The organism is Lysinibacillus sp. FJAT-14222 (assembly GCF_001278875.1).
Lineage (GTDB): Bacteria > Bacillota > Bacilli > Bacillales_A > Planococcaceae > Lysinibacillus > Lysinibacillus agricola.
The window spans coordinates 51,222-73,520 of sequence record NZ_LIYL01000046.1 but is presented as its reverse complement, the minus strand read 5'-3'; the positions used below and the strand labels follow the sequence as shown (position 1 = coordinate 73,520).

The 22,299-nt window shown below is 35.6% G+C and carries 21 protein-coding genes and 3 pseudogenes; 4 read left to right on the top strand and 20 right to left on the bottom strand.

Going from position 1 to position 22,299, the window contains the following annotated elements:
* Positions 1-233: 233 nt before the first annotated feature.
* On the bottom strand, positions 234-1,313 hold the full coding sequence (locus AN161_RS19165) for an ankyrin repeat domain-containing protein (protein ID WP_053595949.1): 1,080 nt from the start codon (positions 1,311-1,313) through the stop codon (positions 234-236).
* A gap of 95 nt (positions 1,314-1,408) precedes the next feature.
* Here AN161_RS19165 and AN161_RS19160 point away from each other — a divergent pair.
* Positions 1,409-1,627, top strand: a pseudogene (locus AN161_RS19160) (DUF4386 family protein); the annotation flags it as partial.
* Positions 1,628-2,070: 443 nt separating this feature from the next.
* Here AN161_RS19160 and AN161_RS19155 read toward each other — a convergent pair.
* The gene (locus AN161_RS19155; protein ID WP_053595947.1) at positions 2,071-3,552 is read right to left on the bottom strand and encodes a malate:quinone oxidoreductase; all 1,482 of its coding nucleotides are present in this window, start codon (positions 3,550-3,552) and stop codon (positions 2,071-2,073) included.
* Between the two features lie 500 nt (positions 3,553-4,052).
* Positions 4,053-4,205, bottom strand: a complete 153-nt coding sequence (locus AN161_RS19150) for a hypothetical protein (protein ID WP_198926916.1) — start codon at positions 4,203-4,205, stop codon at positions 4,053-4,055.
* A 210-nt stretch (positions 4,206-4,415) separates the two neighbouring features.
* Between AN161_RS19150 and AN161_RS19145 the strand changes: the two genes are divergently transcribed.
* The gene (locus tag AN161_RS19145) at positions 4,416-4,907 is read left to right on the top strand and encodes a hypothetical protein (protein WP_053595945.1); all 492 of its coding nucleotides are present in this window, start codon (positions 4,416-4,418) and stop codon (positions 4,905-4,907) included.
* A 171-nt stretch (positions 4,908-5,078) separates the two neighbouring features.
* Here the strand turns inward: AN161_RS19145 and AN161_RS19140 are convergent, their stop codons facing one another.
* From AN161_RS19140 to AN161_RS19130, 3 genes are all read right to left on the bottom strand, one after another.
* A complete protein-coding gene (locus tag AN161_RS19140) occupies positions 5,079-5,351 on the bottom strand; it encodes a hypothetical protein (protein ID WP_053595944.1) in 273 nt (90 codons plus the stop codon).
* Positions 5,352-5,627: 276 nt separating this feature from the next.
* A complete protein-coding gene (locus AN161_RS19135) occupies positions 5,628-6,425 on the bottom strand; it encodes an MBL fold metallo-hydrolase (RefSeq protein WP_053595943.1) in 798 nt (265 codons plus the stop codon).
* Between the two features lie 83 nt (positions 6,426-6,508).
* Complete coding sequence (locus AN161_RS19130) at positions 6,509-6,808, bottom strand: hypothetical protein (RefSeq protein ID WP_053595942.1); 300 nt, start codon at positions 6,806-6,808, stop codon at positions 6,509-6,511.
* A gap of 153 nt (positions 6,809-6,961) precedes the next feature.
* Between AN161_RS19130 and AN161_RS19125 the strand changes: the two genes are divergently transcribed.
* Positions 6,962-7,327, top strand: a complete 366-nt coding sequence (locus AN161_RS19125) for a BRCT domain-containing protein (protein ID WP_053595941.1) — start codon at positions 6,962-6,964, stop codon at positions 7,325-7,327.
* A gap of 264 nt (positions 7,328-7,591) precedes the next feature.
* Positions 7,592-8,014 (top strand): hypothetical protein, encoded by a 423-nt coding sequence (locus AN161_RS19120; RefSeq protein WP_053595940.1) that lies wholly within the window; start codon positions 7,592-7,594, stop codon positions 8,012-8,014.
* A gap of 390 nt (positions 8,015-8,404) precedes the next feature.
* Here the strand turns inward: AN161_RS19120 and helD are convergent, their stop codons facing one another.
* The 14 genes and pseudogenes from helD to AN161_RS19065 all read right to left on the bottom strand — a co-directional run bounded on the left by helD (position 8,405) and on the right by AN161_RS19065 (position 22,268).
* Complete coding sequence (gene helD / locus AN161_RS19115; protein WP_053595939.1) at positions 8,405-10,741, bottom strand: RNA polymerase recycling motor HelD; 2,337 nt, start codon at positions 10,739-10,741, stop codon at positions 8,405-8,407.
* Between the two features lie 421 nt (positions 10,742-11,162).
* Positions 11,163-12,185, bottom strand: coding sequence for a C45 family peptidase (locus tag AN161_RS19110; protein WP_053595938.1), 1,023 nt, complete (start codon positions 12,183-12,185; stop codon positions 11,163-11,165).
* Between the two features lie 3 nt (positions 12,186-12,188).
* Positions 12,189-12,965, bottom strand: coding sequence for a MerR family transcriptional regulator (locus tag AN161_RS19105; RefSeq protein WP_053595937.1), 777 nt, complete (start codon positions 12,963-12,965; stop codon positions 12,189-12,191).
* Positions 12,966-13,173: 208 nt separating this feature from the next.
* Positions 13,174-13,266 (bottom strand): annotated as a pseudogene (locus AN161_RS29000) (Fic family protein); the annotation flags it as partial.
* A gap of 3 nt (positions 13,267-13,269) precedes the next feature.
* Positions 13,270-15,144, bottom strand: a complete 1,875-nt coding sequence (locus tag AN161_RS19100; protein ID WP_053595936.1) for a leucine-rich repeat domain-containing protein — start codon at positions 15,142-15,144, stop codon at positions 13,270-13,272.
* A gap of 624 nt (positions 15,145-15,768) precedes the next feature.
* A complete protein-coding gene (locus tag AN161_RS28280) occupies positions 15,769-16,026 on the bottom strand; it encodes a sigma factor (RefSeq protein ID WP_053595935.1) in 258 nt (85 codons plus the stop codon).
* A 151-nt stretch (positions 16,027-16,177) separates the two neighbouring features.
* A pseudogene (locus tag AN161_RS19090) lies at positions 16,178-16,501 on the bottom strand (IS3 family transposase); the annotation flags it as partial.
* Between the two features lie 54 nt (positions 16,502-16,555).
* The gene (locus AN161_RS19085) at positions 16,556-17,452 is read right to left on the bottom strand and encodes an ABC transporter permease subunit (RefSeq protein ID WP_053595934.1); all 897 of its coding nucleotides are present in this window, start codon (positions 17,450-17,452) and stop codon (positions 16,556-16,558) included.
* A complete protein-coding gene (locus AN161_RS19080; protein ID WP_053595933.1) occupies positions 17,436-18,398 on the bottom strand; it encodes an ABC transporter ATP-binding protein in 963 nt (320 codons plus the stop codon). The genes AN161_RS19085 and AN161_RS19080 overlap by 17 nt, the downstream gene beginning before the upstream one ends.
* A gap of 116 nt (positions 18,399-18,514) precedes the next feature.
* Positions 18,515-19,030 (bottom strand): hypothetical protein, encoded by a 516-nt coding sequence (locus AN161_RS19075; protein WP_053595932.1) that lies wholly within the window; start codon positions 19,028-19,030, stop codon positions 18,515-18,517.
* 684 nt (positions 19,031-19,714) lie between these two features.
* Entirely contained in the window at positions 19,715-20,194 is a 480-nt protein-coding gene (gene rlmH / locus AN161_RS19070; RefSeq protein WP_053595931.1) for a 23S rRNA (pseudouridine(1915)-N(3))-methyltransferase RlmH, read from the bottom strand.
* A gap of 90 nt (positions 20,195-20,284) precedes the next feature.
* On the bottom strand, positions 20,285-20,449 hold the full coding sequence (locus tag AN161_RS27750) for a CxxH/CxxC protein (protein WP_075807296.1): 165 nt from the start codon (positions 20,447-20,449) through the stop codon (positions 20,285-20,287).
* Between the two features lie 225 nt (positions 20,450-20,674).
* Positions 20,675-20,800, bottom strand: coding sequence for a hypothetical protein (locus AN161_RS31120; RefSeq protein WP_277815963.1), 126 nt, complete (start codon positions 20,798-20,800; stop codon positions 20,675-20,677).
* Positions 20,801-20,960: 160 nt separating this feature from the next.
* A complete protein-coding gene (locus AN161_RS19065; protein ID WP_053595930.1) occupies positions 20,961-22,268 on the bottom strand; it encodes a S1C family serine protease in 1,308 nt (435 codons plus the stop codon).
* Between the last annotated feature and the right edge of the window lie 31 nt (positions 22,269-22,299).

Here is a 22,299-nt window from a genome sequence, read left to right as displayed (position 1 = left end):
AAAAAGGCACATCTTTTGTTTTAATCATAAAAGATGTGCTTCCCTCTCATATCTTGTCCAGAAATAGATACTTTTATTAATTCTGAGAATACTAAATTAGAATTTGAAAAGCTTCTCTTACACCTAAAAGAGGAACTAGTAATAATAATCCGCTGGAGACTTTAGGCCAACAGATGTAAGAAAAACATATTGAAATGCTTTAGGCTGAGTGACGAAATACATGGACATCCCCTCTACAGCTCCCCTTCGAGAAACTTGATAAGATATATTTCAGGCTTCGTAAGAAATTCTTTAAAGCTACACAAATCAGCATACTCCTGATGCTCCACATCATAGCAACCAATTTGTCCTTTTTTCTTTGGATTCCATACTATCTGTAAATCTGAATAATTGTCGATATCTGCTGATAAACGCAGTAGCTTTTGACGACCAACCTTCATTTCAATGGTATCCGTCAATGTGAAAAACTCGATATAGCTGATTTCATAATCATTGGGATCTAGCTCAAGGCGCAGCTTGTCTCCTGTAAGAAAGCTCATCAGCTCATCACTCAATTTATATTTTTTCAACGCATATTTTTTGTTCTCTAAATCATGAAGCTCGGTTGGCTCCAGTGATTTCAAATAGTCGGCCAATACAGTATTTTTATTGCCCACCGCAATCGTATATGGACGCTCTCCATCCTTTTCCGCTAAGGTAACGTCTGCACCACGTTCAACCAAGTATTTCACCATTGTTAGATTCCCTATTCGTGTTGCCTCTGTTAATGGAGTCGCTTCATAAGGATAAACCATATTCGGCTTATTATAATTAATGTCCACCCCTTGATCGAGTAAATATGTAATTGTCTTCATGTCATGATCCGACACAGCTTGACGTAATACTGGACCGCCGTGCTGTTTTATATCCAAACCTAGTTCATGAATGAGGGGCATATTTTTTTTATTACCATAGTAGGCCTGTGAATAGGCGCCAGACCCGACCTGATTGAGCATGTCCAGCTTCGCTCCATGCGCTACAATATAGCGAACTACATCTTCCTTACAATAACGAACAGCACACAAAAAAGCTGGGTTATTTTTAACGTTCAGGTTGACACCATGCTCTACTAATAGCTTTACAACATTCAGTCTCTGCGATATAAGCGCCAAATCTAACGGACTTAACGAGATATGTTTACTCAATATAATGTCATCTTCAATATCCCAGCCCTCTTCAATAGCGTTCAGTAAAGCAGGAATATTTCCATTGTATATATGCATTGCAATTTCCGACAGTTCATTAAATCTCCCGATATCTTTTAAATTAATCATCCATCTCGCTCCTTCCTAGTGTTTATGAAAAGTATAGAAAACAACCTTATAGAACACAACGGTCCATAAGGCTTACAGGAAAACGGCAGGATGAAAACCTTGTGCTACAAGGAGATGCTAGCGCTACTTTTATTAACTTAAAGTCATCCACTATGCTTTTCAAAGCTGAAATCTTTGGTTGGATTATCATCCTAATTACTGACATTGTAGTTACCTGGGTGTTTTATATTTTTCTAAAGCCCATTAATAGAGGCCTTGCATTGCTCGCAGCATGTCTCCGTCTTACCTATACGACGATATTAGGCATTGCCATTCTGTTTATGATGATTAATATTTGAAATGGCTTGTTCATTGGATGTGACCTCTTTTCTTGTTTCATGACTGTATCTCTTCAACAATCGCCTGTTTTTGTTCTTCATTAAGTGTTAAATACTTCATTAGTATTTTTTCTCATTTAGCTCTCCACTCAACTTTTTTCATTAAATTATTGTGATTTTGTCATTAATTTAAGCCTATTTTAATATATTAGTTAATATGGATGATAGTTCTCACTACACCCTAGGAAAGCACCCAGTCAGAGCGAAAATCTCCATCTCGTTATCATAATGAGCCTTATTTTTTTGCAAAATATGCTTCTCAACGGTTTATGAAATAAAAAAATAGAACCTTCAATCCAAAATTAGATTGAAGGCTCTATATTATATTTTGTAGAAACAATTGCTTAAACGCTTACATCCTCTGTTTCTACATCAAAATTTTATTTTAAACCAAGCGCTTCGTCTGTGGATGTACTAATTTCCTTAAATAGCTCTGGGTTTTCTGCTAATGCTATGCCGTAAGATGGGATCATTTCCTTAATTTTCGCTTCCCATTCTTTACTATGTTGAGGGAAGCATTTATTGATTACCTCAAGCATAACGTGTACAGCAGTAGATGCACCTGGAGAAGCTCCAAGTAATGCAGCAATTGAGCCATCAGAAGCACTTACAACTTCCGTACCAAATTGAAGCGTTCCTTTACCACCAGCTTCAGTATCTTTAATAACTTGTACACGTTGACCAGCTACAATAATATCCCAATCATCGCTCTTAGCATTTGGGATGAAATCACGTAACTCTTCCATACGTTGTTCTTTAGAGAGCATTAGCTGTTGGATTAAATATTTTGTTAATCCCATTTCTTTAACGCCTGCCGCTAATAACGTTGTAAGATTATGCGGTTTTATAGAAGCAAATAAATCCATATTTGAACCTGTTTTTAAGAACTTAGGTGAGAAACCTGCGAACGGTCCAAATAGTAAAGATTTTTTGTTATCAATATAGCGTGTATCAAGATGCGGAACAGACATTGGTGGAGCACCAACTTTAGCTTTTCCGTATACTTTCGCATGATGTTGTTCAGCAACTTCTTGGTTTTTACATACTAAGAATAATCCACTGATTGGGAATCCACCAATATGTTTTCCTTCAGGAATACCTGATTTTTGTAGTAATTCTAGGCTTCCTCCACCAGCTCCAAGGAAGACAAATTTTGCTGTATGGTATTCCATTTTACAGCCATCCTTGTCATGCACTCGTACTTCCCATGAACCGTCGCTAGTACGTTTCATGCTTTCAACACTATGGTTGTAGTTGATGTCAACACCTTTAGTATTTAAGTGGTCGAATAACATACGTGTTAATGCACCAAAGTTAACGTCTGTACCAGTGTCGATTTTTGTTGCAGCGATAGCTTCATCTGCTGGGCGATCCTGCATAATAAGAGGAATCCATTCCTTTAGTTTTTCTGGGTCATCAGAAAATTCCATGCCTTGGAATAAAGGATTTTTTGTCATCGTTTCATGACGTTTTTTTAGAAACTCTACATTATCCTTCCCTTGTACTAAACTCATGTGAGGTAAAGGCATAATGAAGTTTTGTGGATTATTGATTAGTTTATTGTTCACAAGATAAGACCAAAACTGTCTTGAAACCTGGAACTGTTCATTAACGTTAATCGCTTTACTGATATCGATTGATCCGTCTTTTTTCTCTGAAGTGTAGTTAAGTTCACAAAGCGCCGCATGCCCAGTTCCCGCATTATTTAATTCGTGAGAACTTTCTTCACCTGCTTTATCGAGCTGCTCAAACACTGTAATTTTCCAATCTGGCGCTAATTCTTTGAGCATTGTACCCAAAGTCGCACTCATGATTCCGGCACCAATTAAGATAACATCTGATTTAATTTGTCTGTTACTCATTTTTACCTTCCTTATATATTAAGATTTGCAGAAAGGATGTAAGCTCTCCTGCTTGGATGTCACAGTAAGCCATGGAGTAACCTAGGAGCACACCTTTTCTGTATCAATTATTACCTTATTGCAGTGTATCACAATTACATAAAGATTAAAATATCAACTATCTATATGAGAGTTATGTGCATTTTTCGAGCCTTCTCCTTAATAAATCAAGAGAAAAGCCTCCTATTCCCTCATCACGAAATCCAACCTTTTTTTAAGCTTTATGGAAAAATAGACCTAAAATTGGCTAGCATTTTCATATAATAATGAGCTTTACTAATTATTATATCTATATAATAACATAAAAATATGGAACCGGTCTTGTTTTTGCACCGGCTCCTTTCCACTTATCTCTTTTCGCTATTTTTCTAAATAAACGAGTTCTGTCCCAGCCTCTTTTTTCTAATTATGAATGGATGAATTATTTTAGCCTGTCTCTGTGTCTAGAAGATACAATCCGCTTATTTAAAAATATCAGCTAAATAGGTTTGAATAGATTCAGGTAATATTTGAAAAAACAATCCTTCATATTTGATATCGAGTATACCAGCAATGAAAATAATAATAATGATGACTAATAAAAGGGGTTTCTTATTTTTAGAAATCCACTTCAATAGGCTCCCTCCTCTGAAAAAATAACGTTGCAATTTAAGTATATATTGATTCATGTAATGTATAAACCTATCCTTTTGATGATAATATCATTCTCTGTCACCCATATTGGAAATGTTACATAAATTAAAATGATACTGTACTAAAGGTGCTTCCCTTGGGCAAACAATAATCAGATAATCGATTGAGATTTAATAAAGAAAGGAATGGCTATGGTAAATTTCAAGTCTTTTCGTGGGGTCGTTACACAGATTGATGATTTTTCAATCGGGCAAAATGGGGAAAGGGAAGGTTGTTATAAACTTATGACGGTAGAAGATAATACTGGCGGCATCGTCAATTTTGTCGTCTCACCTTCTACTTATTTTGTAAACCAAGAAATTGTGACTCTCGGTGATCAGGTTACTGGATATTATGATGGGGATGCACCTGTACCTTTAATATACCCTCCTCAATATCGAGCACTCGTCGTTGTAAAGGAAAATAACTATCAAAATGTCAAAGTCGACTTTTTTAATAACCAATTAGTAAGTAGTGATGGCCAATTACAACTAAATCTCTTTTCTTACACACTTATCTTGCTCAAAAATGGGCAACCCTTTTCAAAAAGTCCAGCAAATCGAAACCTAATTGTTATCTATGGCCCTACTACAAGAAGTATTCCTGCACAAACCACACCTTACAAAATAATCGTTTGGTGTTAACGAAAGATTAGACTCATCACCACCGTTAATTTACTGCAAGCAAACTAAATAAATAAAAAACAAACGGCTTAAGTCCTTTAGAATACAAGGCTCAAGCCGCTTAAAGCATTATTATTTCTTCTGTCTACTTGACAGGGAGCCGTTCAAATCGACGCGAGTTACTGTCTTACTCTACTCCACTTTCCCTTGCATTTCGTGTAATTGCTGCCTGATCAGCTCTAAGTGTTCTTTATTTTGTTTAACCATATCCAAATGCTCACCATATTGCACCGCATTCGTGAGTGCATTTTCTGCATGCTCTATTTGATTGAAAGCATGCTCAATCGCTATCTCCTCCGGATGTGACTTTGCATGCTTCAACAAACGCTCTGCCTTTTGGACTGAGTTGCCAAACAAAGTGCTTGGGTGATCCTGTTTCCAACTTGTTTCTGAGTGCTTAGCCAATTATATCTCTTCCCTTTCTTCAATTAGATAAATTATCTAGACATAGTATTTTAAAAAATACAGAAAATATGCATGTATGAAGTAGGCGGAAAAGTTAAAAAGTGCAATATAAATTTTATATATTCACCTTTATTTATTACTGATAGTATGGCGTTCTTTTATTGACGAACCACATGTTATAGCGAAAATGGGACAAACAGAAACATGGATGGTATTTTTAAAGACGGTCTCCTTTACTTTATAAAGCCTCTTAATACTTGCTAAAAAATTTTCTTCTTATAATTCTTGATTAGCCATCTTCTTATTGTCAGTATGAATGCTTTTCATCCCTTCAAAAAATGGATATTCACTACTTAAATATCCTTCTAACTCTCCGTTGTCATGAAGAAGCTGATTCAAGTAATACTTCGAATAATTTATCCTTTTTTGGATTTCCTGTTGATTTTGTGTTGTCGAACCGTGTCCAGGTATGTGAGTCGTTATTTGATGATTAAGCAAAATATTTTCAGCTTTATTGATCGTATTTATATAATCTTTATAATTGCTAAAAATGAACGGAAACTCAATATCTGACAGATAATCTCCAGAAAGAAATAAGCCATAAGGTTCTATAACAGTAAATAAACCATCATAAGTGTGACCAGGTGCTTGATAAAATGTCATGGTTATCGAACCTAATTCTAATTTATGCCCATCCTCTGAAACAACAATATCTACAGTTGGATATACAGCTGAATAACTTCTATTCAAATAATATCCTTGGTCAAATTGTTTAATTTTTTGAATGATGTCTTCTTTGTTTGGATTTTCATCAAATTGTTTAGATGCAATTACCTTAGCTTCTGGAAATGCCCCTGACCCAATAATATGGTCAAAATCGCTATGTGTGTAAATAATATATAATTGTTTATCACCTTTTATCTTGTTTATGTAGCCCTTAATTTCTTCAACTTCAGTAGGTAACCAATTAGGATCCGTCATAATTATAGCTTCATTAGTTTGAATGATTGCCGAGGTAGTCATATATAATGCACTTTGAAAAACTGTAATATTATTTTTTTGGAATTGAATCACTATGAACCATCCTTTTCCCCATATTGTTAATACAGATTTCTCTAATTTTTATTCATACAAATAGGTAGCATTTTAAAGGCTCATCACCATAACGTGAGGTTGATCTCCGTTCTGACTGGACGCTTTCCTGGGGCGTCCGATGAGCCGCTTCGCTTGCGCTCCAGGGTCGCATCTGTGACGCCATCCCCAAGGAGTCGCCCAGTCTCCACTCCAATCACGGCATCCCCAACTATTAGTGGTGGGCTAGTTTGTTGAACAAGAACTTTAATTTGTTCATTTGTCCTCTCTATTTCAATAGTTCTAGCAATATCGATAAATCCCTCTTTAAAAAATTGATTACAAGCATTCATTACAAGCTCTATATATTTTTTACTAACATTCATCTAAAAACCGCCTTACTTATGATACGATTCTCCATGACTAGTCTAAGTGTAGAGGGATATTCCTTTGTATACCACCGTCTATTACAAAATCCTCTCGAATCAATCTCCCCTATAATTAGATAGAAACCTTTCCATTCAATAAGGAGAACCAACATGAACAACAATAAGGACAACACAGAAGTCATCTTACTTTCTGACCCCTCTGAATGCTTGATGCATCCATTTTATAATAAACAAATCGTCTTTACAGGGGCACTTTCCACCATGACACGTTCAGAAGCTGCGAAAAAAGTACGAGCTTGTGGAGGGATTATGCAAGGGGCTGTTACACAGGATACAGATTTCGTTATTCTGGGGAAGAAACGTCGTGGTATAAGTACGAAACAAGCAAAAGCTGAGCGGTTGATTAGCCTTGGCCTGGACATTCAAATTATTGTTGAGGATGATTTTATTTGGCTCATTTCTATGGAAACAGAATATCTACCATCATCTTTCAAAGATGGGCTTCCTCAAATTTAAATACCTTTTCTCGAATTCATCTCATCTAAAAAGGTATGCAAAACAACTATGTTCGCATACCTTTTCACCTATTTTATTTCCTCAAACTTCTCAAAGGTTCTCCGTAATAAATCTAAATGATTTTAATTTGAAAGCTTACAATTCCAGAAGAACTAGAACAATTAACTAATCAAAGTTTAAAAAATAGCACGACTTAGTTTACTACACAATCAAGCTCAAATATAGAACATATCTTATAGTATCCTAGCAAAAGGAGGTGATAAAATGGTGCAAATTCTTGATTACCAAGCAACTGAACCTCTAAGTACGTTTAACCCAGAAATTGCTTTTCCAATTCCACAGGCTCCATTTAGAGTTCTTTTAGCTTCGATTCAAATAAACATCCCAGGCACCGCTTCAAGAAATAATCGCGTTGAGCTTCTTTCAAGCGTCGGTGTGTCCGGAATTACAAATATTTCACAAATTGTATTTAGAATCTTCCGTAACGGGAAAGAAATCTTTAATACTCAAGATGGAGTAGAATCAGCTGGTTCAGAGCAAAATTACATCTTTACGTTCCAAGCTATTGATTCCAATTTAATAGCTGGCGCTAACTTCTATCAGGTTTTCGCTGAGAATATTACACCCAACACACAAGCAGACGTTGTTGGACCCGTTTCTTTTAGTGGCCTAGCAATAAAAAGTTAACGATAATAGCTCTTACTATGCATCTTGACCACGTTATGCTCAGTACAAATTTGTGGCATACATGATCGATTTTTTAGAGTGTCAATCGATAGAGTGAGATGCATGTTTTAAGGCACATTATATAAAGATTAAAAATAATAGGCTGTATAGAAGTTATAAAAAAATTAAACTTACTATACAGCCTATTTTATTTATATAATTACTTCCTAATCTAAAATTTATTAGATACTCATTTATTTATGATGCGGTTCTCCGTAATGTATTTAAATGAGGTTGAAGTTAATTATTCTCGTCAATGAATGAGCTTCATTTTCTTTCATTACCTCGCCATTTTGTTGACTTTGGCCCTGATTTTTTAGGAATGTTAGTTTTTTTAAAAATTCAATTAGATCAAACTCGGATGAGATTTTCCTGCAAGGCGTTGAGCAAAAATGAGCTCGGTTCACCTACGCTGTAAAGCTGCAAATCATGCATCGCTCTGGTGCAGGCGGTGTAGAAAACTCTGCGCAGGCTCTTATCACCATATTTTTGCTCCGATGCATCATAGATGATAACAGCTTCGAATTCGATGCCTTTGGATAAATACGATGGTATGACTACAACTCCTTGTTCATACTCAGGTGAGCCATTCTTTATGAGCTTAATATCTTCAATGTTGGACAAGGCTTCATATGCACTCTTACTTTCCTCAGCGGATTTGCATATTATGGCGATACTATTATAGCCAAGACTTCGCAAAGCTTCGACTTTGGAGACAATGCAGCGGTGCAGTTCTGCGTGATCGAACAATTGTGTTAGCACAGGCAACTCGCCATCGCGTTCGAAAGGAATAATCCGTTCGCCATTTGGAACTAGTCTGCGTGTAAATTCAATGATCGGTTTTGTAGAACGGTAGCTGCGCGTCATGTTGATTACTTCCGTTTCATCCTGCCCGTATAAGCTGCTAAGGCTATTAAAATCCACCATTTCATCAGCATGGGCAAATATCGCCTGATTAAAGTCACCTAGTACAGTCATCCTTGCCGAAGGAAACAAACGCTTTAGAAATTCGAATTGAAATGGTGAATAGTCCTGCGCCTCGTCAACAAGTATGTGCTTTATCGACCTATTCGTCTGAAAGCCTTGAATCAATTCTTTCATAAGTAAAAACGGAGTAGCATCTTCATAAAGCAGTTTGCCTTCGTCTACCATTTCTAGCGTCGCTCGACAAATATCCGCCCACTCCACGGGTGTTTCCCCCTCTATCCACTGTTTGATCTGCAGGGGGTCTGCAAAAAGCTGCTTGTATATCTCCTTAATGTCGATAAAATGAAACGCCCGGATTCGTTTTCGCAACGGCTTCAATTTCTGGTGAACAATCAATCGTGTAAGTGCTTCAGGCTCCATCTCATAATCGCCAATCGATTCTCTTTCAAAGCCGCGCTTTTTCGCTAAGTAGATATGTGCCTTATGGTATTCCTCGTTGCTAAGCAGCTCAATTGCCTCCTGCACCCATGGCTTCATCCGTTCGACCTTTTCGGCTTCCTTTATTTGCTTCATGAGCCATTCCTTTAACTCTTCAAGTCTATTATGGAAGTTGATTGAGGTGTCGCTGCTATAAAATCTATCCGCAATTTGTTGAGCGGTAACAATCGGCTTTCCTCTGAAGTTAATGCCCTTGAATAACATTCCAGATAACTCCAGCGACTTTCTGTATGATTTGATGACCTCAAAAAAACAGGTAGATGCTTTGAATCGGATGCCAGCCACCCTTGACCCGTGCGAAGGAGCATTCGCTGCAGTTAAAACATATTCCAATTGCTCGTAAGGATTTTCAACCTGAAACTCTTTACTTAGTCGATGATCCAAGTATTCCTGAAATGTAACCTGCTGCATATTCTCTTCGCCGAGTTCCGGCAGCACATTGGACACATAACTGTTGAACATTGAATTAGGTGAAAATAAAATAATCTGATCAGCATTCAGACTATCTCGATATTTGTAGAGCAAATAAGCGATTCGCTGTAATGCCGCAGATGTCTTACCACTGCCAGCTGCACCGTGAACAATGAGCAGTTTCCCGTGATTATGACGGATAATCCGGTTTTGCTCCTGTTGAATGGTAGCTACTATACTATGCATATGTTTATCCGTACCTTGACCCAGAACCTGCTGTAAAATCTCATCTCCAATAGTGAGACTTGTATCGAACATAGATTGAAGAACACCTCCGCGGATAAGATATTGCCACTTTTTCTCCAATTCCCCTTGGATTGTGCCTCCGGGTATTGCATACTGGGCAGGACCAGGCTGGTAATCGTAGTAGACACTCGAGATTGGTGCTCTCCAGTCGTAGATAAGGAAATCCTCTCCACTTTTATCCATAAGCGAGGAGATTCCTATATAGATATGTTCCTGAGTTGACATTCCTTCTTCTATGAAATCAATTCGGCCGAAGTAGGGAACCTTCTGCATACGGCACAGCGTAGACAATCTCTTAGATGCATGTTTGTGGGTGCTTTGGCTTACGGACAATGCTTGAGCTTCTTGTCTCAAGCTGATGACGGTCTCAAGAAAATCGTCGAAGGTATCCGTATTCACCTTGATTTCATCCCAAAAGTGTTTGCGAATATTTACCACTTCGTTCTTGCGCTGGGAAGTTTCTACCTCTAATCTGCTAATTTGCTCCGTAATGGTCTCCATTACATTGTTCACTCGTTTTTGCTCCTGCTGAAACTCCGAATTCATAGCATTCACTCCTTAAAAATATAAATATAGGGGTTGACTAATGAAAAATTATATTTTATAATTAAAATAGGGATATTATACTCATTTTAATCATAAAATGTTTATCTATATAAATTTACCATGGGTTCACATTTTTTTCAATGTATTTGACATGATTTCTATTTCTATAATTAACATTTATAGTAAAGTGAAAACACTCCTAAAGCTGCATTTAGGAGTGTTTCTAACTATCTACTTATCATTCCATGAATTACTAAAAAAGCACCGTTCTAAAATCTAGAACGGTGCTTTCTCTATTTTCGAATAAACCGCACTTACTTGTGGTACGGTTCTCCGTGACTTTCCTAAGTGCGATTTTTTATTTCGTTTAAATTTGATTATGAATTAAGCTATTTCTTAAAATAGAAAAAATTAATCAATTTTAAACCGTTTGATTAATTCTCCCTTTTATAACTTTAGGCAGACTTAAAGTTCCATCCAAATATCCCCTTAATGAAAGCATCATTGGTTCACTATTCTCGCCAACACCAATTATGATACTTAAATCTTTTGGTGAATAGACAACTGTATGCAGCGTTCCGAAATACTCTTTATAGTATTTAAAAAATAAAGGAGAATTCCCATCATTAAAATGACGATATACAGATATTGGTGAAAGTTCCTTTGTTAGTAGACTATTTATATACTCCTTACGCTTTACTGATCCTTGTATCTCTTTCCTATTTTTTTCTCGTAATGCTTCTGAATCAAAATGATTTGTACAGATTAGTGGATTTCCGAAACTGACAAACTGTTTCTGAGGAGAAGCTTCCACCACCGCCCCTCTTCCACTTTGATCTGTAATCGAATAATTGTAGCAAAATCCATGAGGAATGGTTGAAATTAAGTCGATTGCCTCTTTTATGCATCCACACTGATCCAACAACAGTCTAACAATTGTCGTCGCAATAAATCCTTCTTCTTTGTCATGATTATTTACAAAATGTAATCCGACAACAAGCCCTTTTTCATTCATACCATCAAGCCTTCCAATCACTTGCTGGCTAAACCCAACACTTGCGTAACCATCGATTGGATTAGAAAAAACGAGTCTTGCATCATACAACTCTGGACTAAAATCATAATTTCGTACATAATAGTCATCATTTACAAATGCGGTACATCCCATTGACGGAAAAGATACATCATAACCGCTATAAAGTCTAATTATCGTGTCTAACTCCATATCCACCCCCTCTGCTAGCCCTCTAAGTTCTTCTAAAAGATTCGGTGAAATAACCTTTAGTATCTCTTTAGCTTTCTTCGCATTTGAATTAGAGCTCAAATTCTCAAGTAAGCTAAGTTGCTTTAAAAGCTGTGTCGATTTAATTTCTTCACTTTGCTTTAAACCCCATTCAAAAGAACTTCCCTGTAACTCTACTATTCTTATCGTCAATTCTTCCATTTGTCATTCTACTCTTCTTTCAATTTGAGTAACAGGCATTAATAACTCCAATTCTGTAAAATCCACACCATAATACCATTCTAGTATGGGCGATATTGGTGTCCATTTATGTTCGAGTGCATAGGTCATTAGTTTATTGTAACCATTTTGGATTCTAGATAATGACTCTTTAAAAGGCATTGCGATACAGATGCATGGAGGCATGTGTTCTATTAAGGCGATTTCTGTTAAATCATTTATTCTTAAGTCAATCGGTACTCCAAAGCCAATTTGCACTTTAATAAAATCTTTACCAGATAGATATTTCAAGTAACAATTTTTAAATGGAATATTTAATTTTTGCAATTCACTTCCTCTTTTCAAAAAATGCTCTTTAAATTCTCCTGTTTTAGATTCGGCAGTATACCCAATAATTTGTTCTGCACTTTTTTCTATTAGATAAATTTCCTTACTTATAGAGCCACTTTCTAGATAGCGTAAACTCACCGTTAAAAGGTCCCGTGTCTTTTTTATGTTGTAAATCCAATTTTCCATCATTTGCTGCCGTTTTGCCTCTTCATTTTCCAATAAATAAATTTGAATATCTTTTATAGGTATACCAGCTAAGCGTAAACTTGAGATTAACTTCACTGTTGCGACTTGATCATCAGAATATACGCGATAGCCATTTGCACTTCTTTCCCGAGGGAAAAGTAAATTTTTCTGTTCATAATACCTTAATGCACTTTTAGAAATACCTGTTCTTTCGGAAAAATCCTGTATATTCATGAACTGAGTCACATCATCACTCCTCTTAAGTCTAATGTTAAACCTTAAAGTAACTTGAATGTAAAGGGATATTTTCCAAAATAAAATGACTTACCACATAGGCAAGTCACTTCAAGTATAAGTATATAGGTAGTTTTTTCTTTTTAATTTCATACTGCTATAAGAGAAGAATATTAACCGCACTTACTTGTGGTACGGTTCTAAGTACGGTTTTCTACTTTAATAATAATTGGGGGTATTCTGATTTCATTAACTCAAGGTTTAACAACAATCTCGAAGTGCGACCGTTACCATCAATGAATGGATGAATACCTCCTCAATAAATCGCAATTCTCTTGTCTAGAACAGACCTATTTTGCACCTGATTCCCTAAAATATATAGCTTTTTCAAATTGGGCAGATTCACTAGAGAATTTACATTTGAAATAGCGTTATTTTCCAAATGAAGCACCTCAATTTGTTGCCAATTTTCCATGAAACTTAACGATTGAAGTGAACTGTCTTGTATTGAGAATGAACGCAAGGCTGAAAAATCGGCAAAGTAAGGCATGACCTTATCAACTTCATGCAACCAGTCACCATTACCTACTCGAAAAGATACGTCATTCAAAGTTAAATGTTCCAGCACGTTGTTTGCAAATGGATGTTGACTATTAATTTGAAACTTACATTCATAACAATTTAACGTTTTTACATGCTGTAAATTGAATAATTCACTCGTTTCTTCATAAAAAGCTGTCTCATTTAAATTTATTGTTTGCAAACTAGGCAGATCATTTAAAAAACGAATACCTGTAAAATCTCCATTCTCCATTACTGTAAGTTGTTCTAGCTGCGGGTATTTCAGTAATTCTGCTCCATTCAAATACGACTCCGACGCGCTTATATAAACAGTCAAAGATTTTAAAGCTGGTGCCTCTAACTTTGGTATGATAAAACCTTTTAATTCCGCTTTTTTTAAATTGGGTGCTACAATCGATGGTCCATCGCCACTATAACCAGTTATCGATAATTCAGTTAGTGAAGTCAGGCTGTTCACAATATCAACTGATTCTAATTTATAAAGAGAAGATAAACGCAGCTTTGTCAATGATGACTTATTTCTAAGGCGTTCTAAATTCGTAATATCCACATTTTCAAGATCAAGCGATTGCAGGTTAGGCATGTTTTGTAAAAAATCAAGCGTTTTTAAATTTCTTAACGATGTAAGCTTCAATTCTTGTAATTGACTCAATGAATAGAACGCGCTAAAATCTGTCGCTTCACTCAAATCTATTGCTAACGACTCTAAATCAGTTAATGAAGACAACCACTTTAAATCATTGGCAGATCTTAAAGACAATGATTTTAATGGCAGTTTATTCAGAAGAGGGAAGTCTGTAACCGTCTCGGTGTGATACGAAATTTCAAGTGATTGAAGATTAGGAAACTCTAATAATAAAGCAAGTTCATCATTACTTCGGATTTGAATAGAGAGCTCTACAACATTAGACTTATCGCTAAAATATTCAGCAATTTTACTAAATGATTCATTAAAGCCACCTGTATAGCTTTTTAAGCCTTCCAAATGTCGGAAGCTTACATTCTCACTTTGCGATATTTCATAATCACCCATCAGTTTCAATACCGTCAGTCCGGTAAAGGCTTCAAAGTCTTTTTGTTCGATTTTTTGTGTATTTAATAGCTTATCCATAATAATATAGTTAGAAATTTCAGCTTGCTTATTCGTAAATGGGTCGTCCAGGCTGTAATCAAAATGCCACTGATTTTCAGAATAGTAGGCAGCCAAATAACGAATACTTGCGATTTCTTCTTTAGTAGGCATCGCTTCACCTTTATCAAAAATATCTTTTAAAAAGAACAAAAGGACATCGCTTTCAGGCATTGTTCGAACAGATATTTCTCCATGGTTGCCTTGTTCAGTTTGATTGCTACTCAACAGGAAATATCCAAGGAATGCACAAATGATTACAATCGCTACAATAAGAAGCGCTTTTAAATTCGTTTTTGGGCGTGTAGTTGTATTAGGAGAAGTTGTTCCATAATAATTATTAATCGTTTGATCAACGTAATAGACTTTATTCTCTTTCAACATTATTTCAGTTTCACAAAAAGGACATTTGAATGGTTGTCCCTCTTTATATTCAATTTTCCCATTACAATTCGGACAATTTAATTTAATAAATTCCACAGGCAGTCCCCCTATCATTTAAAGCAATCGTTTTGTAACAAAAATAGAATAAAGTATCCTCGGCTTTATTTTCAATTAAGCTTAGTTGTCTAAAAAATAAATGTCAATATTTCTATGGAATACAAGTTATCTTCCATCTTATATTTTCGCATTGCTCGAGCAAATAACCAGAGACTAAATTGCTGCGTGCTCACCCAAGGTTTTAAAACCCTAGTTTCTTTTATTCCACACGCTCATCAAACTTCCCTCTTCATATCCACAACAAAAAATCGCCCAAGAAGTTTTAAAGGGTGACTTTTTTGGACTTCTCAAACCGATATTCTTCGGACTAATTCTATATATGAATGTAAAATAAAAATGGGAGAAGAGAAATCGTCATCAGACGACTTTTCTTCTCCCTTTTCCAAAAATGCTCAACTACATTATTATTTATGAAGCTGACACAATATGAACCGGTCTCCATTTTGAAAAAAGATTGATCAAAATGGAGTTGCTCTTTTTAGCTTAATATGAGATTTTTATAAAAAAGTTTGATCATTTCAATGAGCCTTCTTCAAATAAAGCACCTATTAGTTTATGTGTATTTATTCACATCGCATCAAAGGCTACCTAAATATTGCATTTTTACTCAATCGGAACATAAATATCTGTCTTGCTCTTGGCTTTGAAGTTTTTTGGTGGCTCAGTAACGTATAATTCAAAGGGGAATGAATCTCTCGGTGTGTATTCGTCTTTTTTGCCGTCAAATTGGTGCATGGACTTTAGTGCCTTAAAAAATGTTTCTTGTGTAATTTCTTCTGCAATATTTTCATCTGACGCCAGTGATATCATATAAAAATAAACGTCATGAAAATATGCTTGATAGATTTCCTCAAAGTCCATGTCTTCCCCCCTTTTACCTAAATAACTAGCGAAATATTAAAGCGTTACAATATTTGCAAAAAAAAATAGACATATTCATTTTATCTGAATATGTCTAGCTAATGATTAAAAACATATGCGCTTGCTCAAGAACATACCATTAAAACCGCACTTACTTATGGTACGGTTCACCGTAAAACCAATGAACATAATCATCAAGTTCAAGAGCGAGCTGTTCAAGAGAAGTGAAATGAGCCCCATTAGCGAATTCTGTTTTAAATACTTTAAACGTCGCTTCAGCCACGGCATTATCATAAGGACATCCCTTCATACTTAATGAACGCTGGATATCGAATGTTTCAAGTGCCTCAGAAATAAGCTTGTTATCAAACTCTTTCCCGCGGTCTGTATGGAATACTTTCACATCATTCAGATTTGCTTGAATGCTTGCGATTGCTCGATAAACAAGCTCTGCTGTCTTATTTGCACCAGCACTATACTAAAAATTAAAAGATTAGCTGAGACATTGTCTAACTCGTGCTCAATGAATTTATGGCATTGGGGTTTTTTGTTTCTTCAAGACGAAAAACATAATGAAGACAAAGAATAGAATATAAATTAAAGTATAAAGTATGCTCTGATTAATAGAATATATATCTGGCATAGCATAAAAAGACACTATACCACCATACGCTGTTTTTTCGAATAAGATTGGTAGCATTGATTTCTGAATAAACAGAGGAAACCATTGACCGAAAGACCAACTATGTAGAAACGTGGATTCAATAATAGGGTATAAGAATCCAGCAATCATTCCTACCAATATACTTTTTGTGATAACTGTGATACATGCGGCAAAGATACCCCATAATAAAAGACTTATTATCGTTCCTACAATTTGTAAAATGGAACTCTTAAACATTAAGGGTTCCTCCGAAATAACTTCCATAGGCAAGTTGAATAGAATAGGAGTAATAACACTCATAATGTAGCCTACGAGCACACTAATACCTATGAAAAGCAGTATAAAAGTTGAAAGGCTAAACACCTTACCCATTAGTACTTCTTTTCTTGTCATTCCACTAACCCACAGTTGTCTAATAGTAAAATGGCGATACTCAACACCAAACAGCAGTGCTCCTATGATAGACAAGATAATTGGACCTAATGAATTAACTGCAGCCAACGAATAAGTCAATGCCATTGAAGGACTTAAAACATAAAGTTTCGCTGCTAGTGGTTCAGTAAAATCAGATTTGGCTAAATAATTAAGAGTTTCTTGTTCACTATAAGAACCATTTTCTAAAAATAAAGCAAATGATTTTTGAAATTGAAAGCCAACACTAACATAACAGTAGATAAGAAATAGGATAAAAAGCGCAATCCCCCAAAAAACAGCAGGGTGTTTAATTAGTTTTTTCCATTCTCGTCTATATATTCCTAGCATTAATGTCCTCCTCCTTCACCCACTGATTGTAAAGGTTTTCCCATTCTTGAACTGGCTTAATATTGATCCATTCCTGTATTAAAATATTCTTCATTATTAACAATTGTTGAACAGTCTGGACTGATTGTTCCGATGATATAGTCAAACGCCAAGTTTGATCGTCTAATTCTACACATTCAAAAACGTCAACTATTGTTTCAATTTCTTCTTTTCTTATAGGATTTAAGGTTTTCATTTGGATAATTGGTAAGTTAACTTCACTTATTCCTTGGAAAGTGTCTAGCTCTTTCCTAATAGTCCCGTTGTAAATCATTCCAAGACGGTTACAACATTGTTCAATAATATCCCATTCATGACTGGCTATTATAAACGCACTACCATTTGATGCCATATCTTTAATAATTTCAACTAAATTTTTACAAGAAGCTACATCTAACCCATTTGTTGGTTCATCTAATAAATAAAGATTAGCTTCTTTAGAGAGAGCAATAGACAATCCCAACCGCTGCTTTTGCCCAAAAGACAATTTTTTTACTTTTTTAGACAGTATTTTTTCAGATTGGTTTAACCTGTTTAATATTTCATATGCATTGGAAGGTCGTGGAGAAAGTAAATCAATATTATCTTTTCCACTTAAATAGGGATATAGCGAAGTGGGTTGAAAAGCAAAACCTGTTGGATTTTCTTTTTTATTTTTTTTATCAATATGTATAGTTCCTTCATCTGAATGAACTAATCCTGATAAAATAGATAAAAGAGTTGTTTTACCTGAACCGTTTATCCCAACTAGAGCATATACATCATGTGCATTAAGGGAAAGGTTAATGTTTTGTAAAACTGTTTGGTTATGATATTTTTTCTTCAAACTTTCAACTTTCAGAATTTGTTCATTATTAGTTTGATAATTCTCTTTTAATTGTCTTGTTTCTAAAATATGTTCATTCATAATTTACCACCTTTCTTCTTTCTTTTTTATAAAGTTACATTTACTTGAATTTAGTTTAACTGAATTCAAGTAAATGTAATGAGTAATTTAATTATTTTCTATTTAAAAGTTGCATTTTAATATGCACTCGAATTACCAGAACCTGTTATGTCGGTGATAATTCTACTTGTGAACGAAGGTCCACCAACATGCCCCCAAGGAGTTGGGATGCCACTATCAAATTTAACACTTTGGTTAGCCTGTCCAGATGAAGTTCCTTTTAAGTTCCACGTATTACTTTCACTTCCATACCCATAGCCTATTGCTGCATTGTTATCTTGCCATAGATTATTATATTTAGTTATTTTTCCAGAATCATATGTCCATTGAATATAAGCCAATTGAGTTGCTACATTAATACCATAGAGATTTGTGTACCTTTTCCCGTATGAAACTGTTGCAGTCCAAGCACGAACATCGGGTCCTTTAGATATTAATTCAGGTGCAACGTACGCATCTGATCCTATAACCGATGTATCAGGAAGAGTGGTATCTTCTAATTCTGCAGCATGTGCTGAAGAAAAAGATGCTATTGATATTCCTAACGATAAAACCCCAGCAGTAACAAGTTTAGATAATAATGGATTTTTCATTTTCGTTTCCCCTTTCGGTTCCTCAAATTTTTTTTTTGAAAAATCAAGTGACGGGTACGTAGCAACATTTAACTTCTAATAAGGTCATATCACCTGCCCCACTATTTTTAGAATAGGTTATTGTGTATAAGATTCTCTTAGGAAGTTAATTTCATTATAACTTGTAAAAAAATTGATTATAAGCAAAAGAAGTCGACAAAAATATATACATAAAGATACATTTCACTCGGAAATTATAAATTTTAATACTAGATTCAATGTTAAGAGATAAGAATAGCTCGATTTCTAAAAAATTGGGGGTTATTTACAAGAAATAAAAAAATTGATTATTCTATAAGAGTGGTTGCTATTTAGAGCATCCATCTTTTTTGTTCTTAAGCATCATTTCTCTAATTGCTTTTCATATAATTTAAATACAAATCCTCCCCTTTTAGAAATGGATGCTAAAAATAAAATTATTATTTGTGATTTTAAAAATTCTAACGACGACTTTTCGAAATATATAATAGATTCTTGGAATACATTTAAAGCCAAACTTTAAATGAAAACAGGTACACTTATTAAAATGTACCTGTTTTTAATTTATTATATTTTTCAAACACTAATATATGCTCTATATTCATACCGCCACCATCATTACCTAAATTAGGAATCCTTTTGTTTGAGGATATGACAAAACCGCACTTACTTATGATACGGTTCACCCTTCATAATCCTAAAACTCCTATAAATCTGCTCTACCAAAACAAGCTTCATTAGCTGATGTGGTAATGTCATCTTTCCAAAGGACTGCTGCTCATCCGCTCGTTTCAAAACATCATCATGTAAACCAAGAGAGCCGCCGATAACGAAGGCGATTTTGCTTTTGCCGTAGGTCATGAGAGATTCGATATCTGCTGCCATTTGTTCAGAGGTTTTCATTTTTCCGTTGATGGCTAGGGCGATAACGTATGTATCTGGGCCGATTTTAGATAGAATGCGTTCACCCTCTTTTTTCTTAACGATTTCCATTTCGGCGTCGCTTAGCTGCTCGGGTGCTTTTTCATCTGGTACCTCGACTAGATCCATTTTTGCGTAGCCGCCGAGACGTTTTACATATTCGTCTATGCCCATTTTTAAGTACTTTTCTTTTAGTTTTCCGACTGATACAATCGTTATATTCACACGTTATCCACCTTTACAATTCATTTACAAACAACTTATCCACAAAAGTTATCAACATATCCACATAGCATTCCTATATATTGTGTAAAGTTATTTACTTGATACAATATATTCTGCTGGTTGTTCACAGTAGCTACATTTTGTGGATAACTTTTTATCCTCTTCGACTTTATCCATAATTGGGAACTCTTTTTGCTCTGCCACAAACATGTCTAAAGCGTGATCTATATGGCTTTCACAGCTGTATTTTTCCATTTTTATATCTCTCCTTATTTTCCGAAATTTCCACAAACTTATTCACAATTCGGTCTATGTTATCCACAATCTATTGTAACAAAGGACAGGCGAGTATGGAAGAATAGGCTTTCTATCGCTAATTGCTGTGTAATGTAATTATTCACAATTTTCTAGTTATCCACAATATTTTCTAAATCATTCTTAATAATTCAGTCAATGCCTCCGAATATTTTTGTCTCATTTCTATAATGTGGGGTTGATTTCCGTTCCGACTGGGTGCTTTGTAGCTGCCGCTTTGCTTTCGCTACAGAAAACATTTGTTGTTACTGTCGCTTCGCTTTCGCACAGAGCAAAGTTTCCTGGGGGCATTTGATGAGCCCCAAGGAGTCACCCTCCACTCCTATCAACTTATATTGGCATACATTTTAACAAATATTAGCTCCATCTTTTGATGATAAAATATAATTTTTGATTCTACAACACGAAAAGAAAATCAGTGAGGACCTATAATCCCCACTGATTTTTTCATTTACAATGAATCGCTATTTGTTAATGTTAATGATAGTTCCACTAATTTACCTTGACGATATACTTTCATCGTTAAATTATCACCAATTTTTTTGTCATTATATAAATGTTTGCGTAAATCGATTGCTGTTTCGATTTTTTGTCCATCCATTTCAACAATAATATCGTATTGTTGAACGCCTGCTTTTGATGCTGGTGAGTTAGCTACAACATCTGTAATAACAACACCTGTTGTTAAATCTTTTGGCAATTTTAACGTTTGTTGTTGGTAGAATGACGGAACATCCGTTAAGTCTACTAATGAAACACCCATTGTTGGACGCTTCATTTCACCATTTGCCTCTAATTCCTCGATAATTGGAATTGCTGAGTTAATCGGAATTGAGAAGCCTAAACCTTCAACAGAGGATTCCGCAATTTTCATGGAGTTAATGCCAACTAATTCGCCAGCAATGTTTACAAGTGCACCACCACTATTACCAGGATTGATAGCTGCGTCTGTTTGTAATACTTCTTGCTGCCAATCTATTGAGCCATCACCGTTTATGTCAACTGGTACAGAACGATCCTTACCAGAAACAACACCTGTAGTAACAGAGCCATAGAATTCTAAACCAAGTGGGTTACCAATCGCAATGACTGTTTCACCTTGTTTTAATACATCTGAGTTACCGAATGTTGCTACTGTTTTAACATCTTTTGAGCTGATTGAAATGACCGCTAAGTCTGTCCAAACATCGTGACCAACTAATTGTGCTACTTCTTTCGTTCCATCTGGCATTGTTACTTCTAACTGTTTTGCACCTTCAATAACATGGTTATTTGTCACGATAAAGGCTGTATCACCTTGAACTTTATAAATAACACCTGAACCGCTTCCTGCAGGCTGGTCTGATGTGGATTGTGGACTCCAGAATCCGCCATTTGACACTTCTTGAATATTTGTGATCCCTACAACAGCATCTGAAGCCTTATCTACTGCTTTCGTAACATCGGTTGTCACTTCTGTTGCAACTTGATTAATGGTTGTGTCATTCTTACCTGCACCGCTTGTAGTTGTGCCAGTTGTACCAGGCATTTGATTGACAAGTCCAGGCATCATGAGCCAAACGAGTAAAGCGCCTATGATGACGCCGATAAAACCGGTAAATAAATAACCACCTTTACCTCCGCCACCGCCTTTCTTTTTATGACGTTTCTCTTGCGTTTCTCGCTCCTCTAGTTCGAGTCGCTCCTGAAGAGGTGATTTCTGTATTTCATCGTTTTTTAGAAAATCACTGTTTTTATCATCATCTTGAAAATTGCTCATTCTCCTCATCCTTTCACTTATTATTATTTGT